Genomic DNA, 18,408 nt, shown 5'->3' on the forward strand with positions numbered 1-18,408 from the left:
CCAAGGGGAGACGCCCGCCGTAGGATGCCCGTTCGCGTAGCGTCTCCTTTAGGAGAAGGGCTGTAGGCCGAACGCTGGCTCCGACTCCGCTCAGAAATAAGAATCTGAAACTTTCTTCAATTTTGAATTTTGAATTTTGAATTTTGAATTGTTAATGTGTCCATCTACTGGTAGGTATGTCTAACCATTCCTTGAACGTTGCAAGAGCAACATTATTTTGGCGGTGTCTATTCGCTGTTGTTTTCACTACTAGTTCGTTACTCCCCAACTTGGGAAGCGAACCAGCAAGGGCGCAAGGAACTGAGTATTGTCAGTTATCATCAACGGCGGTGCAAGAAAAAGAAAACTTGCGTTTGTCAGCCCTCAAAGGCAATGAAGATGCTCAAACGCGCTACCAAAATATGGTAGAAAAACAGGCAGAGGAATTACAGGAGTGCCGCACTCGGACTTGGCCGCAAGTCCAAGCCATTTGGTTGCGCTTGTATCCCTGTGACATTCGCCCAGGAACAATTGATCAGATTATGGATCGGATTGTTAACCGTGGCTATAACCAAGTTTATTTGGAAGTATTTTACGACGGACAGGTATTATTGCCAGCAAGAGCTAACCCGACGGTTTGGCCTTCTGTGATTCGCACTCCAGGGGCAGAAAACATGGATATACTTGCCACAGCAATTAAAAAAGGTCGGCAACGCGGTTTGAAGGTCTACGCCTGGATGTTTACCATAAATTTCGGCTATACTTATGCCCAGCACCCAGACAGAGAAGGTGCGATCGCTCGTAATGGCAAAGGTCAAACGAGCCTTTATGTTGTAGATAACGGCTCTCAAGTATTTATCGACCCCTACAACCTGCAAGCAAAACGCGATTATTATCAATTAGTACAACAAGTTTTGCGCCGTCGCCCAGATGGTTTGCTATTGGATTACGTGCGCTATCCCCGACAAGCTGGAAGTGATTCCATCGCCACCAAAGTTTCAGATTTATGGCTATTTAGTCCTGCAACCCAAGAAGCTTTATTTAAACGGGCACAGAATTATAAAGGGCTGGACTTGATTCGCCGCTTTTTGAGTAAGGGATACGTCACTGCTGGAGATATAGCCGAAATCGATAAACTTTATCCCCAGGAAGGGGAACCCCTTTGGCAAGGACGCATTCCTCCACCAGCACAAAACCCAATCCTGCCTGCAACCGATAGACAGCCACTTTTACAATGGGAGTTGTGGCAGCTCGCCGTTGCCCACGCTATGCAAGGAATTCTAGATTTTGTTAACATCGCTAGTTATCCCACAAAGCAGCAAGGTATTCCTACAGGAGTGGTGTTTTTCCCTGAAGGCAATCAAACTTTAGGACAAGGCTATGATTCCCGTTTGCAACCTTGGGATCGGTTCCCGACGACATTGGAATGGCATCCCATGTTATATGGGAGTTGCGGTAATGTTAGTTGTATTGTGACGGAAGTGCAACGGGTTTTGAGTATGGCAAAACCGGGTACGCAAATAATCCCGGCTTTAGCTGGTCAGTGGGGAAAATCGATCAGTAATCGTCCATCCCTAGAAGTACAAATGCAGGCACTTCGACAATTTGCCCCTCAACTCAAGGGAGTTAGCCATTTTGCCTATTCTTGGCAATATCCTGAGAGTGATAGCGATCGCAAATTCTGTCGGGTTAAGTAGACTTATTCCCGAAGTAGTGAAAGGGATCGAATTTCCCTTTCAACTTTCACCTTTTGACATCTCACCCCGATTTCCAATCGTTCCCGATATTCCAGGAATTTCTAGCATGGTTCAGACTCCAGTTAAAAAACTAAGTTTTGAAGAGTTTCTAGAACAATACCCTGATGGTGGCATTTACGAGCTGATCAACGGAGAGATTATAGCAGTCGAGCCAACTAGAGCGCACAAGAATGTGGCAAGGTTTTTAATGCTTGCTTTCAATGATGAAATTAGACGCTTGGGATTAGACTATATTGCTGACAAAGATGTGATCATTAGGACGTTTACTGATACTGGGCAAGAACAAGGCAGAAAACCAGATGTGAGCGTAGTTAGTGGTTCACAGTGGAACAGCAATGTTCTAGCCTACGGAGCGCTGATTGAGCCGATTCAACTTGCTGTGGAAGTCACCTCAACAAACTGGGATGATGATTATGTTGATAAATTAGATGAGTATCATCGGCTTTGTATCCCTGAATATTGGATTGTAGATTATCTGGCGATCGCTTCTCGTGCTTATCTCGGTAATCCCAAACTCCCCACAATTTTTGTTTATCAGTTGGTTGACGGTCAGTATCAAGTCCAAAAGTTTACGGGTAATGACCGCATTCTCTCTACTACTTTCCCCGAACTAGCTTTAACTGTTAAAGAAGTTGTGGCTGCAAGTCAAATCCAAAAACTATGAGAAGAAATGGTATGGACTCCCTTACACGCAAAAATACATCGCACCATTCGATCGCGCCACTTATTTGAGCGCAACCAAAGGCTATTAGTCGCTGTCTCTGGCGGACAAGATTCTTTATGTTTAATAAAATTACTTTTAGATTTACAATCCAGATGGGGATGGCATTTAGGTATCGCTCACTGTGATCATCGCTGGCGTTCTGACTCCCAAGCTAATGCTCATCACGTCGAAAACTTAGCTAAAACTTGGGGTATATCCTTTTATTTAGAAACAGCGATCGCTCCGGTAAATAGTGAAGCTGCTGCACGCGATTGGCGTTATCAAGCTTTAAGTGCGATCGCTCAGGCAAATAATTATCAATATATAGTTACAGGACACACCGCCAGCGATCGCGCCGAAACTCTCCTCTACAATTTAATTCGCGGTACCGGTGCTGATGGCTTACAAGCCCTGACTTGGCAACGCCCTCTAACTCCAGAGATTATGTTAGTGCGTCTACTTTTAGAAATCACGCGAATACAAACAGAGCAATTTTGTCAAGAATTTAAATTACCAATTTGGGAAGATTCCACCAATCAAGATTTGCAATATGCCCGCAACCGCATTCGCCAAGAGTTATTACCATATTTGCGGGAAAATTTCAACCCCCAAGTAGAATCAGCATTAGCCCAAACAGCAGAACTTCTCCAAGCGGAAGTGGAATATTTAGAAAAAGCTGCCCAGCAGTTGCGGGATGGGGCGATGGGAGATGAGGGAGATGAGGGAGTAATATCTTCCTCATCCTCCTCATCTCCCTTTGCTTTTCCCTTGAGGTTAAATCGTCGGGTATTGCAGAAAGCACCACTGGCGTTGCAACGTCGGGTGATGCGTCAGGTATTGCAGCAAATACTGACTGATGCGCCCAGTTTTGAACACATCGAAAAATTAACGGCTTTAATTATAGCGCCTAACCGATCGCAAACTGATCCATTTCCCGGTGGTGCGATCGCTCAAGTAGAAGGCGACTGGATCTGGTTGAAATAGTTATTTAAAGTCTTTTTGTTTTCAGGGACGATCCACATTATTAGTTTTAGAATATTAAGAAAATATGCAGAAACCCATGCAGATTGTCAGGAAGCATTAAACAATTGGTATAAAGTTGCTACTAAAGCGAAATGGTCAAATTTAGTTGAAGTACAGCAGGTTTTTCCCAAAGCTGAAGCTCTTGGTAATTTTACAGTTTTCAATATTAAAGGAAATAAATATCGCTTGATTGTTAGTATAGATTATCAAGGTCAGTTAATTTATATTAAGTATATCCTCACCCATGCGGAATACGACAAGGAGAACTGGAAAGATGACCCTTACTTTTAATCCAGAGAAATACAAGGAATTATTAACAGCTTATCTTCCCAAGCTGATAAAAAGTGAAGCTGAGAATGAGCAAGCTTTAGGGATAGTGGAAGATTTAATGCACCGGAAACGCACCCCATAAGAAGACGAACTTTATCAGTTATTAATTACTTTAATTGAAAAGTTTGAACAAGAATATTATCAGCAAAGCCAGCAAAATAATCCTGTATCTATGTTGTTATTTATTTTAGAAGAATCTGAGAGAAGTAGAGATGATTTAGTAGCGGTTTTAGGGACAGAAGATTTACTTGATAATATTTTAAATGGACAAGAAAAAATAACTACAGAACAAGCGCGTAAGCTGGGAGAGTTTTTTCATGTAGAATCTAGTTTATTCATGGAATAATAACTTAGTTCGTAGTTGGGCTAAAGCCCAAAAAAAATAAGTTAGGGTATTGAGTTAAAGAGAGAGAGCCCCGACTTCTTGAAGAAGTCAGGGATCTTTTTGTTCGTAATTCATTTAGGATTGCTATACGTATCCATAGTCACTTTGACATAATATCAGTTATTCTTAAGCAACCTATTCAAAATTAGCCTGACGAATCCGAAACTTATTTTTCATAGCAATCACGATTCTGCCATTAAGTAAATCTTCGCTATGTAACTTTAAAACATCTATTAATAACATCTTCCTAGCTTCAAGAGGTAAATTTTCTAAACGTAAAATTCCACAATGACGCTTTCTCTGCTGCCAAATCATCTGTTCAAAGTCATTATCTGTCGTCATAATAATTCTTTCTTCCATAACTGCCCATTTTAAAATATCCTCGTCTTTCATTTCGGGGTCAGTGTCACCTACATAAACCACTTCATGACCCATTTCTTGCAACCAATTACCCAAGGTGCGACTAGCATTGACATCGATTAAAAATTTCATATATGGTCTAAGGTGCAGTCACTCTGTCTAAGACCTCTTCTTGAGAAACAAGATAATAAGCATAAAATAAGGCTGCTTGTATATCTTCTGGTTCTAATTCCGGGTAATCTTCAAGAATTTCTTGATTAGTAGAACCCTTGGCTAATAATTCTAAAATCATTGCTACTGGTATTCTTAATCCCCGAATAATTGGTTTCCCAGCCAAAATATTTTTGTCAAACTTAATGCGTTCTAGTAATTTTTCATCGTTCATCTTTACTACCTACCTCTGATAATTTGCCAGTGACATATAGCATATGATGTACTTCATGCACCTGGGAACCGCTATAACTCCTAACTCCTAACTTGTTAAGACGCCATTAATTCTGGCTGAGACATTAAACTTTGGAGAGTATGGCGCAACTGTGCGATCGCTTGCAGTTGAGAATCACCAGTTTCCTGAAATTGATCCAAAGATTCTCCAATTTCTTGCAGCTTTTGCCGTAAGCCATCTAGACAATCCTGAATTGGTTGTAGTGCTTCTTCATAGAGATTCACTCGACCACAGCATTCAGCAGTTGTTCTTCGCAGGGATAGCAAGTTTTCTTCGATCGCTTTGAGTTCTTGGCGTTTTCCATCCAAATCGTGAGTTTGATTGTCAATCATTCCCTGATTTAGTTCAATACCATCTCGGATCTGCTCAATCTCACGTTCTAACTTTTGGATTTCCTCTGAATATTGTTGTCGCTGGGTTTCAATTTGTAACAGAATCGGTTCTAAATTAATTTTGTTGTTAACTTCTTCTTCAGCAACAGTATATCCTTGTCGCCGTAACAGTACAGCTTGGTGTTGCTTGAGAAACTCCTGATGCTGTAACATATTGCGGCGTTGTCCCACCAAACTGGAGTTTAGCATCTGATAGAGGTCTTGTTCATCCGTTAGTTCCAATTCCAAATTGATCTGGTCATGGTCAGATGCGTGATTTATTTTAGTTTGGAGTTCTTGTATAGTTTCTTGTTTATATTTCAGTTCTTGTTCTTGATCCTGAACAAAGCTAGCGTCTATTTCCACCTTATATTGCAAGTCTTGCACTATTTTTTGTAGTTCTTCTAAAGGCTTTTTCTCCAAAGCTTCCACATCAACTTGCTGACCGAGAACTAGATCACCAGATGTTGCAGCCAAAGACTGAATCTGTTGATATAACTCTTCTTGGTTTCGTAACTGCTCTTTGATTATCCGAGCATACTCTTGCTTGCTGGTAAGGTCTGCTGTATTCACCTGCAATTGTGCTGTGTGCTGAGCTAGAGAGTTTTGTGCTTGTTCCAATGCGTTTTGGCGATCGCTAAAGTTTTGTGACAAACCCTCAACTTCTGCTTGCTGTTGAGCGATCGCAATTTTTTGCTCCTCCAATTTTTGCCAATGCGGGGTTAAAGTCCCTTGCTGTTTTTCAACCAATTCAAAGGCCAGATGTAGGTGTTCTCTGACTGTTTCCGTGGGCGCAGCAGAACTAGACAAGCGATCGAGTAACTCACTCATCACCCGACTTTGCTCCTCATCCAAAACCGTCCCTTGTTGAAAATCCGCTTGACGTTCCTCTAGGCGACGCTGCTCACCCTGCAATTGCTCCCAAGCGCCTTCCAACTCCTGGCGATTGCGCTTAACTTCTGCTTGTAACCGTTCAATTTCCTGGCGCGAGGTGTCAACTTCCTGTTTTTGCTCCTCCAGACGTTGCGACTCATCCTCCATTTCTTGCAACTGTTCTGATCGTACTTCCATGTCCATTTCACGGCGATTCAACTCTTGCGCCTGAAACGTCAGCGACTGCTTCCACTGATCAATCTCATCTTCCTTGAGCTTAAATTTCTCCAATTGGCGGGAAAAATTCTGCAAAATGTTGACTAGTGGACGCCCTGCTTCTTGAATTCGCTGCACTTGACGATTCGGATTCAGTTCAACCAGTACCAAAGCACCATCATTTAATTTGCTTGCGTCCTCAGCCGGAATCACATCTTCGGAGACAGTACTCCAATTCTGGTCTGTTCGCTGACAAGCTAGCAGTTTCAGTTCGGTTTTAGCACCGCCACCGAGTAAACCACCTTTCTGTTTTTGTACTTCTGCTAAATACAGCACACCGTTAGTCCTTTATTGATGCACTTAAAGTTCGTGTTTTGGGATATACCTGAAATAATTCTGTTAACTTGTCTGACTGAACCGAAGTTTAGGAGAACAAGACAGACAAAACTAGAGACGCGAGATATTACATCTTGATACTTATAAAAGCGTCTTGGCCGCGCCTTTATATTTTGTACTGATGACAGTGATGATGACTTCCGTGTTAACACTAGCTTTGTCGAAGTGTATTACGAAAGATGAAGGTTTATAGCTTAATGTATTCTCGGATGAGAATAAGGAACAGGGTAATAATCTTTCCAATACCCGATAATCAATACTTAAACTACCTACTCAAAAAATGGAAAAATTGCGAAACACAATTACAGGACTTACGCAAACAATAGCTGAAAAGAATGATTTTTAGGTAGGGGCAATACCTTGCGGTCAGCTAAAGCTACATGAATTGCCCCAGAGTGCGTATAGTTTTGCGTAAGTCCTAAATTAATAAATAATAATATTAACGGGATTACAAGGAGTACTTTTTAGATAAATGCAGGGAAATTTAAATGAAATTGATATTTGCAGTATCTTGCAATTGATTGAGTTAGGACAGCGAACTGGGGAACTATGGGTAGAAGCTACTAGTTCTCACCATCACCACAAACTGGGTGGAGACAGAGCTAGCAAATATCGCCTCAAACAACAGTCTTGGTTCGTATTTTTCCTGAATGGTCAAATTATCTATTGCCAAGAAGGCGAGAGTAGTTTATCCCGAATCACGGATTATTTACGTCATTACCGAGTTGAGATGCGACTCACCGACAAACAAATTGCCTCCTTACCATCAACCGATACTTCAGAGTATACCTATCTTTGGGCACTCTTGGAGCGGAATATCATCAACCCAAAGATAGCTGGTAGTATCATTCACGGCTTGGTGCATGAAACCCTTTTTGACCTGTTGAGCTTACACCAAGGTAACTTCATCTTTCATCAGGGTGCGGCACTTGCCCCGCAATTAAACACTTTCGAGATTGCGGCTTTTGTTACAAAAATTACCAAGCAGGTGCAAGAGTGGAAGCAGTTCTATCCACACATTCAGTCTCCAGAACAATTTCCAGTGCTATCTGACAAAGTTCGGCTCCAATCTTCGCTATCAGAAGCAACCGTGAATAAGCTAGAACATTGGGCTGATGGGAAAACCTCCTTGCGTCAACTGGCTCGCTATCTCAACCGAGACATTTTGACAGTCGCTAAAGCAATATATCCATATGTGCAACAGGGTTGGCTACAACTAGTATATTCAGTCACAGCTAAACCAGAGACTCAGACGGCTAGCGGCGAATTGAAGGGAAAACACAAGGGGCGGATAGTATCTATTGACGATGCGATCGCTATCGGTGAAACTATAAATTCCATCCTACAACCACAAGGTTATGAAGCGATCGCTCTCACCAATCCCTTAGAGGCACTGAGTCTGGTTTTTCAACTCAAACCGGATTTGATTTTATGCGACATTGCCATGCCGGAATTGGAAGGTTACGAGGTTTGTGCCATGCTGCGACATTCAACAGCATTTCGGCTCATACCGATTATTATGCTTACTGGTAAAGATGGATTTATTGATCGAGTCAAAGCTAGCATGGTCGGGGCAACAGATTATTTAACAAAACCGTTTACAGACACTGAGTTACTTATGCTCGTAGAGAAATATATCAACAACCAATGAAAATTGGGCACTTGTACTGACTTGTACTGAGCGGCGTCGAAGTAGCGAAGTCGTTGGCGCAGCCTAAGAAGAGAAGTATTGGGCATTAGTTATTAATCACTTGACTCCTAACTCCTGTACAGACGCGATTAATCGCGTCTCTCCTAACTCCTAACTCAGTACTCCTGAGGGACATAGAGTACATAAAAAGATCCAAGATTTGTTGATCTAGTAAAATATCAGATAAAAAATGTTATCACAGAGTCAGCTAACTCAGTGAAAGGTCATATCCAGGAAAATAGTGAAAAACTAGAATAAATTTATACAGTTAATACTTGCGGAGGAATCAGGGAATGTTCCAACTAGGAACGTCTACATCAGGAGGTAGATAGACACTTATGAGTACAGTTCTGATTGTGGAAGATAGTATCGCGCAAAGGGAGATGATTACAGACCTCCTAAAAGCAAGTGGCTTAACTGTTACCCATGCCAGTGACGGATTAGAAGCATTGGAGGCAATTCAAATAGCACCTCCCGATTTAGTGGTATTGGATATTGTCATGCCCCGGATGAACGGTTACGAAGTTTGTCGGCGGTTAAAATCCGATCCAAAAACCCAAAATGTCCCTGTGGTGATGTGTTCTTCCAAGGGCGAAGAATTTGATCGCTATTGGGGGATGAAGCAGGGGGCAGACGCCTATATAGCTAAACCATTTCAACCAACCGAGTTGGTGGGAACAGTTAAACAACTGCTGCGAGGATAAGGATAAAAGTAATATGGTCAGTAAACCGGACTTTTTAACTGGCAGTGGTCAAGACCATTTCCGACCGGAATTACAAGTAGAAAGTCCTGAAGGTGAGTTACATTTGAGGTTTTACATTGCCTCGCATCAGGAGTTTGCACTACAAGCAACTGGCATCCGGGAGGTAATTGAACTAAGCCCTGATAGAATCACCCCAATTCCGAATGCTTCTCCTTTACTTTTGGGTACTCTAAATTTACGAGGTCGAGTTATTTGGGTGGCTGATTTGGGTCAATTTCTTGGGGAAGCAACTGCATTAAACACAGATAGAGCTGAAATTCCAGTGATTGCCATTGAAGAGCAAGACACAATAGTGGGTTTAGCAGTAGAGGAAATCGGTGGTATGGATTGGCTCGATGTCCAGAATCTCATCCCACCAAATAATGTTCCCGATACTATGGCTCCTTTTTTACGTGGAGAGTGGTTATTACGTGCTAAAAATAATCAGTCTCTACGACTACTCGATCAAATGGCAATTTTACGGAGTGCTAGGTGGGCAGGATGAAATTGGAGGAGGAAATGGCAGCAAGTATTGATAATCACGAGCCAACATATCAACAGGCGATGAACGCCTATGTTCAAACGAATTATGAGGTTGCCGCCACTTTAGTTGACCAAGTGGTGCAAAATTACCCAAATGACCCTAACTCTCATTTGTTGCGGGGTCACATCTACTGTGTTTTGCAGCAATACGATGTCGCAAAAGAAGAATATAAAAAGGTATTATGCTTGACTGACGATCAAGAAATTATTGGTTTTGCCAATAGTGGAATTGAGAATATCAATCAATATTTACAGTCATTCAGTGGGGAGATTGATACATCAGGAAGTCAAGAGCAAATAAATTCCCCAGAGATGTCTGATGCACTCGCAGATCGCGAACATGAATTAGAAGATTTAGGCATTAGTGAGGATTTTGACAGCAGTAACCTTGATTTGAACTTTTTTGGAGAGAATCAAGAAACTGTGAATGGCGTTGAAGAGCTATCTTCAAAAAGTCCATTTGACATCCCTACAGAAGATAGTATTGGAACAGTAAAAATATCAGATTATTCTACATCTGTTGGTGACGACCCTTTTGCCTTCAATGAAGAATCACAGGAAGAAGAGTCCAATCGCAAGAATGAGGAGAAAACCGAATTAGAGTTACCTGCTTTTTGGCAAGAAGATTTATCAGAAGATAGTCTGGAAGAACCATTAGTAAATAGTCATTTCTCAGAGCAGGGGATAAATTCTGTTCATGAAAATTCAGCTATTGACAATAATAATTCTTCAGATTCTAATTTCCCAACTGGCAATAGCGAGAATAATTTATCTGATTTTTTGAGTGAACCAAAGTCTCCAGAGCTTAGTATTGGAAATTTAGAATATAAAAAATCTAATTTTGGAGAGGAAACTTTACTGATTGTTGAAGAAGAACTTAGAAATGGTTCAGCCGCAACAAATAGCTTGGAATCCAGCAGTCAACATGATTTGCCGCAAACCGAAACAGATAATTGGTTGAAACCAACAGAGACGGGTTTTGTGGCGGATTTATCAGATGATTCTTCATCTTTTAGCAGCAATCTCCCTCTGGAAAAAAAGCAGGTAAAATCAAGTGAAATTATCGCTAAAAATGGCTTTGATGACGATGAAATTTTTGATATAGAAGCATTTGAATCGGCCTTTGGCTCCGAGGTGTCAAGCTCTTATGAAGACTCAAACAATATACTAAATGGAGAAAATTCTCAGAGCAATATTGAGTTTTTAGATGACTTTGAGGAATTTGACGATTTAGGCAACATTCCTGGCTTTGACTTGATGGAAGGAGATTCTAATTTCGGTGATCTAGCAAGGCATTCTGATCGAGCAGAAACTAGTGGCAGCGGACGCCCTGAAAGCGCCGAGGCTTTTTTAAATAATGCAGCTAGCGATCGCGAAGAAGAACTATTCTCGATGACTGGTTCCCATGAAGCAGTTCCAGTCTTTAGCCAAACAGATGTCTCGAAACTAGAACCCAACGTTAACGTCGAGCAAGGCTGGTTAGCACCATTAGAAAATGCCTCCATAGAAAGGAAACAATGGCTAATTGCTGGAAGTGTAGGCATTGTCTCGGCGCTGGTTGTCGCCACTGTTAGCTTTGTCGCCACCACATTTTCGCCAGCCCAACAACGAGAACCAGTCCGAAACACAGGTTGGGCGATGTCACTAGCAGCTGGGATTGCAGGTTTTAGTACCGCAGGCTTCATGGGGAATCTGGCACTTAAACAAATTCGGCGCACAACTGATGATCTCCAAGCTCAATTTGAAGCTGTACGTCAAGGAAATCTGAATGCTCAAGCCACAGTGTTTTCTGAAGATGAATTGGGGCATTTAGCTACTGGCTTTAATGAAATGGCGCGGGTAATTTTCACGACCACAAGTGAAGTCCAACGCAAAGCCGATGAACAAGAGGAAGCCAAAGAAAACTTGCAACGCCAGGTAATTCGTTTATTGGATGATGTGGAAGGAGCTGCTAGAGGAGATTTAACAGTCCAAGCGGAAGTGACAGCCGACGTACTAGGTGCCGTAGCTGATGCTTTTAACCTGACAATTCAAAACCTCCGAGATATCGTCCAACAAGTAAAAGTGGCAGCCAAGGATGTGACAAAAGGTGCAACCAACTCTGAAACCTTTGCTAGAGCCTTATCTGGTGATGCTTTGCGCCAAGCAGAAGAGTTGGCAGTAACGCTGAATTCTGTACAGGTAATGACTGACTCGATTCAACGGGTAGCAGAGGCGGCGCGGGAAGCCGAAACCGTCGCCCGTGATGCTAGTACGATCGCTATCAAAGGTGGAGAAGCAGTAGAAAATACTGTGGCGGGGATTTTAGAAATTCGAGAAACCGTTGCCGAAACCACCCGAAAAGTGAAGCGGTTGGCGGAATCTTCCCAAGAAATTTCTAAAATTGTGGCGTTGATTTCCCAGATTGCTTCCAGAACAAACTTGCTGGCACTCAATGCTAGTATTGAGGCGGCAAGGGCGGGAGAAGCTGGACGCGGGTTTGCGATCGTCGCCGATGAAGTGCGCCAGTTAGCAGACAAATCTGCTAAATCCCTGAAGGAGATTGAACAAATTGTGATGCAAATCCAAAGCGAAACAGGCTCAGTAATGACCGCGATGGAAGAAGGCACACAACAAGTAATTAAAGGCACAAAATTGGCAGAAGAAGCCAAGCGATCGCTCGAAAACATTATTCAAGTGGCGAATCGCATCGATATTCTTGTACGCTCGATTACCAGCGACACTGTGGAACAAACTGAAACCTCCCGCGCTGTCGCTCATGTAATGCAATCAGTAGAACTCACCGCCCAAGAAACTTCCCAGGAAGCACAGCGAGTTTCAGGTGCCCTACAACACTTAGTAGGTGTATCCCGTGACTTGATCGCTTCCGTTGAACGTTTCCGAGTGGAAACTATGGAAATCAGATAAATTGTCATTTGTCCTTTGTCGTTTGTTATTTCCTAATGACCAATGACTAATGACTAATGACCAATGACCAATGACCAATGACCAATGACCAATGACTAATGACCAATGACCAATGACCAATGACTAAAAAACTATGCTGCCGGAACAACAACAGCGGATTTTGGGTTACTTTATCGAAGAAGCCAGGGATCACCTGAATACCATTGAGCAGGGGTTGCTGAATCTAGAGAGTACCTTGAACGACCCGGAAATGATCAGTGAAGTCTTCCGGGCGGCTCACTCCATCAAAGGAGGAGCGGCGATGCTTGGATTGACTAGCATCCAGCATACCTCCCACCGTCTGGAAGATTGTTTCAAAATTCTCAAAGATAATCCGGTTAAGATTGACGAAAAGTTAGAGTCTTTATTTCTTGGTGTATCTGATACTCTAAAAGCGCTCTTAGAGCAGTTGAGCGCACCTTATGGTCTTTCTGAAGATGCGGCTAATACTTTGATGTCAGAAACTGAGCCGGTCTTTGAATGGCTGTATCAGCATTTGGAACTACTTGTACAACAAGGGAACAGTGGAGTAGCCAGCAGTCGTGACGCCACAGAAGTACAGACAACCTCTGTAGAAAATAATGGCTCTACACTTACAGAACTATTCCTGCGGCGAGATATTTCCGGTTTGGTAGAAGACACCCATCAGGAATCCCCAGAAATATCCTTCCCTGTAGCACCCCAGGAGGTGCGAACGCCAGTCACTGCTAAAGAAAATAATAACTGGAGCGAGTTTCAAGCCCAAGTGCTGCAAAGACTGCGGGAAATGTTGCAACTATTTAAGCAAACCACAACACCCTCAACTCGGCAAAACCTTCAGCAATGCTGTTACCAGTTAGTCAAACTTGGTGAGACTTGGAATTTGTCCAAATGGTGTGGTTTGTGTCAAGCAGCAGCCAGTGCGATCGGCAATCTCGAAAATACTTATCTGACTTTAGCTAAAATTGTCATTACCGAAATTAAGCAAGCTCAAGAATTAGTCCTCCAAGGTAGGGAAGCCGAAATTGCAATTAGTCAACAACTAGAAGCGCTTTTAAGCTTTGCAGAAATTGAGTTATTAGAAATTACCCCTAATTTGTTTGATGAACAGTTTGCGGCTTTGACAGAATTATCAACTGTCTCAGAGCCAATTCTATTTGGTAACACCGAGCCGTTAGTCGTAACTAACCTCACCCAGGCAACTGAGGAACTTAATCTAGACAAGGATATTAATGTTCGCCCCTATCTTCAACAAGGGACACTACTAAACGCTGCAACTCACACTAGTCTTGCTTTCACCGCACATGAGGAAGCACATCCAATCAGTAGCAATATTGATCCCAATGGGCCAGAGGTAGGAATAGCTGAGTTAAATACGCTTGCCGATTTATTTGAAGGTGAGACTAACGTACTAGATGAAACTTGGCATCAAGAAGAAACCTTAAATATTGTTGCGATCGATGACTTTGGAATTGATTTCAGCAGCACTGACGCTAAGGACGATCATCGGGATTTATTCGATTTACTCTCCTTTGATGAAGACATCATCAACGAGCAGCACCCAACAATCACACCTACGACAGAAGATTTATCCCTGTTATTTGGCGACAACTTCCTAGAAAAAGAGAATTCAAAACCGCAAAATCAACAAACATCTCCTACGACTCTAGAGTTGAGCGATATTAACGTACCTGATCTAAATTTAGATTCTTCTTCTGCTGAAAATTTACAAGAATTTACTGATATTCCTAGTGATCCAAACCAGTCTCCTGGGGAGATTGTCCAAAATAGTGCCAACAAAAACGATCTCGTTGAAGATTTATTGACACTGCCATTAGATGATGATATTGAACTATTGCCTACAGGCGAAGTGACTCAACCAGAAACTGAGGCGTTCGCCAGTGTGGAACTATCTAGTAACCAACAAAACAGTTTTGATAACTTATTGTTAGAAACGAGAAATGCAAATTGGGTACAACAAATTACCCCTAGTGACTACATAGAATTACCCCAGCAAACAGACTTGTCTTTGGATAGCCTCTTTGCTGAAGTGGAAGAACAGACACTACTGCCTACAAGTGAATCAGAAATTAGTGATTTATTTGATACATCTCCGGCAACAGCACCTGAGTTTTCGGAATCAGAAAATGAGCTGAACAGCTTCTGGAGTGAGGAAACCACAGAGGAACAGGACGATTTCGATTCCTTAATTGAGCAAAATGTGCAAAGGGCGTTAGAGGAGAGTTTGTTTGAGGGGGTGGCTGATGACATTTTTGCCGACAGTCAGCAGCCGATACCGAATCCAATCGCCAGTTTTGACATAGAAGAAGATTTTGATCTCAATTTCCAGCAGCAAGAGCAGCTATTGATATTCTCATTAGATTCTGGAGATAATTTATTTGATGAGTTAACACCGAGTAACTCAACTATTTATCCTGCAATCAACGATGCCTCCACCACTGAAATACTGTTGTTTGCGCCGCATCCAGAGTCAGAAATTATCGGGCGATCGCAACAACCAGAAGCTTTAGATTTTGTTCCAGAATTTACTAATCAGCCCCCAGAGATATCTGATGTTGATCTGGAACTTAATTCATTCGGCTCTTTCGATGAAAATCCGCAACTGCTGTTTGAAGATGTCGCCACAGATGACTCTACCTATATTCAGATGGAAACCACAGATAATACTGTGGATGAACTCCCGGCTAGAGAAACTTCTTTAGATATCAATTTTGGGGAAACTTCAGATTTAGGATCACCTCAAGCACAGCCAAGTGATTTGTTCGGCTCTTTCGATGAAAATCCGCAACTGCCGTTTGAAGATGTAGCTACAGATGACTCTACCTATATTCAGATGGAAACCACAGATAATACTGTGGATGAACTCCCGGCTAGAGAAACTTCTTTAGATATCAATTTTGGGGAAACTTCAGATTTAGGATCACCTCAAGCACAGCCAAGTGATTTGTTCGGCTCTTTCGATCAAAACAGCGAGGATAATTCGCAACTGCTGTTTGAAACGGTTATTCAGGAAGATGTAGAAACCAATTTGTGGGATCTAGGAGAGACATCTGAAGTTGCACTAGTATCAGAGGGAGAAAATGCTATTATTGCCCCCACTGAAGAATTGGCAACCACAGAAACCATTGAAGTAATTGCTCCAGAAGATGAATTTGCCGACTTGGCAGCATTACTACGAGAGGAAGTAGCACCCATCCCCAAAGCTAAGGAGATACCAGAAGTAGATTTTGCTGCCCTGGAAGAATTGTTAGCTACAGATAACGATGAGGCGGCTGCTATATCTAGCGATGTCTACGACGGGCTACGCCAACGCCAGCCCTTGAACACTCAACCAGTTTTGGCTAAAAATGCCATTCCATCACCAGCCACGGATGAATTTGGGGACTTAGAGAAGTTGCTGGCACAAGCAGATCAAACAATATCCCATTCCCCAGTAGTAAAATCGAACACCAGCAAAATTATACGTCCTTCTACTCGTCGGGCTGCGAGATTTGAAGAATCGATGAAGGTTCCAGTTAAGCAACTGGATGACATGAGTAATTTAGTTGGGGAGATGGTGGTAAATCGCAATACCTTAGAGCAAGATAATGAACGGCTGCGGCAGTCATTAGATAACTTGCTGATTCAGGTACAACAACTCTCAGATGTGGGCGCAAGGATGCAGGAGTTGTATGAGCGATCGCTACTGGAAGCTTCTCTGTTAGCCGGACGCAAAAAGAAAGACATCGGCTTTCCAGTCTCTGATTTCAATGCTGACAGGGGTTTTAGTGAGCTAGAAATGGATCGCTTTACTCCTTTCCATACACTGTCTCAGCAGATGATTGAGCGCATTGTCCGCATCCGGGAATCATCTAGTGACATTGACTTTGTTACCGAAGAAACCGAGCGAGTAGCGCGGCAATTCCGCCAAGTAACCACACAGCTACAAGAGGGATTAACAAGAGCGCGAATGGTGCCTTTTGCCCAAACTATCGATCGCTGGCGGCGAGGAGTACGTGATAATGCCATCAAGTGTGGCAAACAAGTGGAGTTGGTGATCGAAGGTGGTGATACCTTAATTGACAAGATGATTTTGGATCATCTCACCGATCCGTTAACTCACATGCTGAATAATGCGATCGCTCACGGTGTTGAAACGCCAGAAGAGAGGCAAGCTGCTGGTAAACCACCCGTGGGAATCATTACTATCCGGGCTTTCTACCAAGGCAACCAAACTATCCTTTCTGTAGGCGATGATGGGGCAGGTATCGATTCCGCAAAAGTTAAGGCTAAGGCGGTGAAGATTGGCATGATTACAGAAGCGCAGGCAAAAGCCATGTCTCGCTTGGAAGTCTACGATCTGCTGTTCCAGTCTGGTTTTACGATGAAAGACCAAGCAGATGAAATTTCTGGTCGTGGTGTGGGTATGGACGTCGTGCGCTCCGAAATTAGCGAAATTCGGGGGACAGTGAACACTGATTCGGCGATCGGCAAGGGAACCACCTTCACTATTCGTTTACCACTGACTTTGAGCATTTGTAAAGCTCTCTGCTGCGTTTCTGATCGAGCTAGAATTGCTTTCCCGATGGACGGTGTAGAAGATACGCTGGATATACCAGTCAAAAATATTCAGCACGATGCCAGTGGGCAATCATTTATTTCCTGGCGCGATACGGTGCTGCCATTCCGACCCCTGAGGGAACTTTTAACCTTTAATCGCCAAATCAGTCGCGGCAATGTCTATGGCGGCACCAGAGATGATGATATGGTTTCGGTAGTTGTGGTGCGATCGGCAAATACCCTGATTGCTCTACAGATTGACCTAGTGTTGAGCGAACAAGAAATTGTAATTAAGCAATTTGAAGGTCCAGCGCCTAAACCCATTGGTGTAGCTGGTGCAACAGTCCTGGGTGATGGTCGGATTATGCCTATTGCTGACGTGCTGGAAATAATTGACATCTTCCAGGGACGGATTTCTACACAACTTGGTGGCAATTCTTGGCAACAGAAAGCTACTCCCCTAGACACCTCTCCGGCGAAGATTGACCCAACAGTGCTGATCGTCGATGACTCAATTACAGTTCGAGAATTGCTCTCCCTGACCTTTAACAAAGCAGGTTATCGCGTAGAACAGGCACGTGACGGCCAGGAAGCTTGGGATAAACTCCGCTCCGGTCTGCCTTGCGATATCGTATTTTGTGACATTGAAATGCCGCGTTGCGATGGTCTGGAGTTACTCTCTCGCATCCAGAAAGACCCTAACCTTAACCACTTACCGATCGCGATGCTCACCTCGCGGGGGGCAGATAAGCACAGACAAATTGCCGCTCAACTCGGTGCTAGTGGCTACTTTACCAAGCCGTATCTCGAAGAAGCTCTACTTGAAGCTGCGGCGCGGATGTTGAAAGGGGAAAAACTTCTTAGCACTACGAGTAATGTTTAAGCTGAAAAACATTTAATTTGCATACCTGAATTAAAGATAACTCTTGTGGGGTAGGCCGGAAAGCCCACCCCACAAGAGTTTTAGTTTTAGGTAATATGCTACCCACATTCGGCAGATGTGACTTGTCCTCCGCAGGAGTACGCGGTTCGTTTTTCTTTCTTGTACTTAAACCTCATCTAAGTTGAGAACCGTAGTTTTCGCCCTCACCCTAAATCCCTTTCCCATA

The 18,408-nt window shown here is 43.0% G+C and carries 14 protein-coding genes; 11 read left to right on the forward strand and 3 right to left on the reverse strand.

Annotated elements, in window-relative coordinates; translation table 11 throughout:
• Nucleotides 1–176 precede the first annotated feature (176 nt).
• The 6 genes from HWQ38_RS31055 to HWQ38_RS31080 all read left to right on the forward strand — a co-directional run bounded on the left by HWQ38_RS31055 (nucleotide 177) and on the right by HWQ38_RS31080 (nucleotide 4,138).
• Nucleotides 177–1,676, forward strand: a complete 1,500-nt coding sequence (locus HWQ38_RS31055) for a family 10 glycosylhydrolase (protein ID WP_292801543.1) — start codon at nucleotides 177–179, stop codon at nucleotides 1,674–1,676.
• Nucleotides 1,615–2,400 (forward strand): Uma2 family endonuclease, encoded by a 786-nt coding sequence (locus HWQ38_RS31060; protein ID WP_366933361.1) that lies wholly within the window; start codon nucleotides 1,615–1,617, stop codon nucleotides 2,398–2,400. Before HWQ38_RS31055 ends, HWQ38_RS31060 begins: the two co-directional genes overlap by 62 nt.
• Nucleotides 2,401–2,406: 6 nt before the next feature.
• Nucleotides 2,407–3,423, forward strand: coding sequence for a tRNA lysidine(34) synthetase TilS (gene tilS / locus HWQ38_RS31065; RefSeq protein ID WP_292801545.1), 1,017 nt, complete (start codon nucleotides 2,407–2,409; stop codon nucleotides 3,421–3,423).
• Between the two features lie 30 nt (nucleotides 3,424–3,453).
• Complete coding sequence (locus HWQ38_RS31070; RefSeq protein WP_292801739.1) at nucleotides 3,454–3,753, forward strand: type II toxin-antitoxin system HigB family toxin; 300 nt, start codon at nucleotides 3,454–3,456, stop codon at nucleotides 3,751–3,753.
• Nucleotides 3,737–3,874: a hypothetical protein gene (locus HWQ38_RS31075; RefSeq protein WP_292801547.1), complete on the forward strand. Its 138-nt coding sequence runs from the start codon at nucleotides 3,737–3,739 to the stop codon at nucleotides 3,872–3,874. The genes HWQ38_RS31070 and HWQ38_RS31075 overlap by 17 nt, the downstream gene beginning before the upstream one ends.
• Before the next feature lie 90 nt (nucleotides 3,875–3,964).
• Nucleotides 3,965–4,138: a hypothetical protein gene (locus HWQ38_RS31080; protein ID WP_292801549.1), complete on the forward strand. Its 174-nt coding sequence runs from the start codon at nucleotides 3,965–3,967 to the stop codon at nucleotides 4,136–4,138.
• 174 nt (nucleotides 4,139–4,312) lie between these two features.
• On the opposite strand, the gene HWQ38_RS31085 is transcribed toward HWQ38_RS31080, so the two are convergent.
• The 3 genes from HWQ38_RS31085 to hmpF all read right to left on the reverse strand — a co-directional run bounded on the left by HWQ38_RS31085 (nucleotide 4,313) and on the right by hmpF (nucleotide 6,778).
• Nucleotides 4,313–4,669 carry a DUF5615 family PIN-like protein gene (locus tag HWQ38_RS31085; protein ID WP_292801551.1) on the reverse strand — a complete coding sequence of 119 codons (357 nt, stop codon included), beginning with the start codon at nucleotides 4,667–4,669 and terminating at the stop codon, nucleotides 4,313–4,315.
• A 7-nt stretch (nucleotides 4,670–4,676) separates the two neighbouring features.
• Nucleotides 4,677–4,922 carry a DUF433 domain-containing protein gene (locus tag HWQ38_RS31090; protein ID WP_292767217.1) on the reverse strand — a complete coding sequence of 82 codons (246 nt, stop codon included), beginning with the start codon at nucleotides 4,920–4,922 and terminating at the stop codon, nucleotides 4,677–4,679.
• A 95-nt stretch (nucleotides 4,923–5,017) separates the two neighbouring features.
• Nucleotides 5,018–6,778 (reverse strand): pilus motility taxis protein HmpF, encoded by a 1,761-nt coding sequence (gene hmpF, locus HWQ38_RS31095; RefSeq protein WP_292801553.1) that lies wholly within the window; start codon nucleotides 6,776–6,778, stop codon nucleotides 5,018–5,020.
• A 532-nt stretch (nucleotides 6,779–7,310) separates the two neighbouring features.
• On the opposite strand from hmpF, the gene HWQ38_RS31100 reads away from it, so the two are divergent.
• The 5 genes from HWQ38_RS31100 (at nucleotide 7,311) to HWQ38_RS31120 (ending at nucleotide 18,182) form a co-directional block, all read left to right on the forward strand.
• Nucleotides 7,311–8,489 carry a response regulator gene (locus tag HWQ38_RS31100; RefSeq protein ID WP_292801555.1) on the forward strand — a complete coding sequence of 393 codons (1,179 nt, stop codon included), beginning with the start codon at nucleotides 7,311–7,313 and terminating at the stop codon, nucleotides 8,487–8,489.
• 377 nt (nucleotides 8,490–8,866) lie between these two features.
• Entirely contained in the window at nucleotides 8,867–9,232 is a 366-nt protein-coding gene (locus tag HWQ38_RS31105; RefSeq protein ID WP_292801557.1) for a response regulator, read from the forward strand.
• Between the two features lie 13 nt (nucleotides 9,233–9,245).
• On the forward strand, nucleotides 9,246–9,776 hold the full coding sequence (locus HWQ38_RS31110; protein ID WP_292801559.1) for a chemotaxis protein CheW: 531 nt from the start codon (nucleotides 9,246–9,248) through the stop codon (nucleotides 9,774–9,776).
• Nucleotides 9,773–12,721 (forward strand): methyl-accepting chemotaxis protein, encoded by a 2,949-nt coding sequence (locus HWQ38_RS31115; RefSeq protein ID WP_292801561.1) that lies wholly within the window; start codon nucleotides 9,773–9,775, stop codon nucleotides 12,719–12,721. The genes HWQ38_RS31110 and HWQ38_RS31115 overlap by 4 nt, the downstream gene beginning before the upstream one ends.
• Nucleotides 12,722–12,854: 133 nt before the next feature.
• Nucleotides 12,855–18,182 carry a response regulator gene (locus HWQ38_RS31120; RefSeq protein ID WP_292801563.1) on the forward strand — a complete coding sequence of 1,776 codons (5,328 nt, stop codon included), beginning with the start codon at nucleotides 12,855–12,857 and terminating at the stop codon, nucleotides 18,180–18,182.
• The last annotated feature ends 226 nt before the right edge of the window (nucleotides 18,183–18,408 follow it).

This window comes from Nostoc sp. NMS7 (genome assembly GCF_017115085.1).
Taxonomy (GTDB): Bacteria; Cyanobacteriota; Cyanobacteriia; order Cyanobacteriales; family Nostocaceae; genus Nostoc.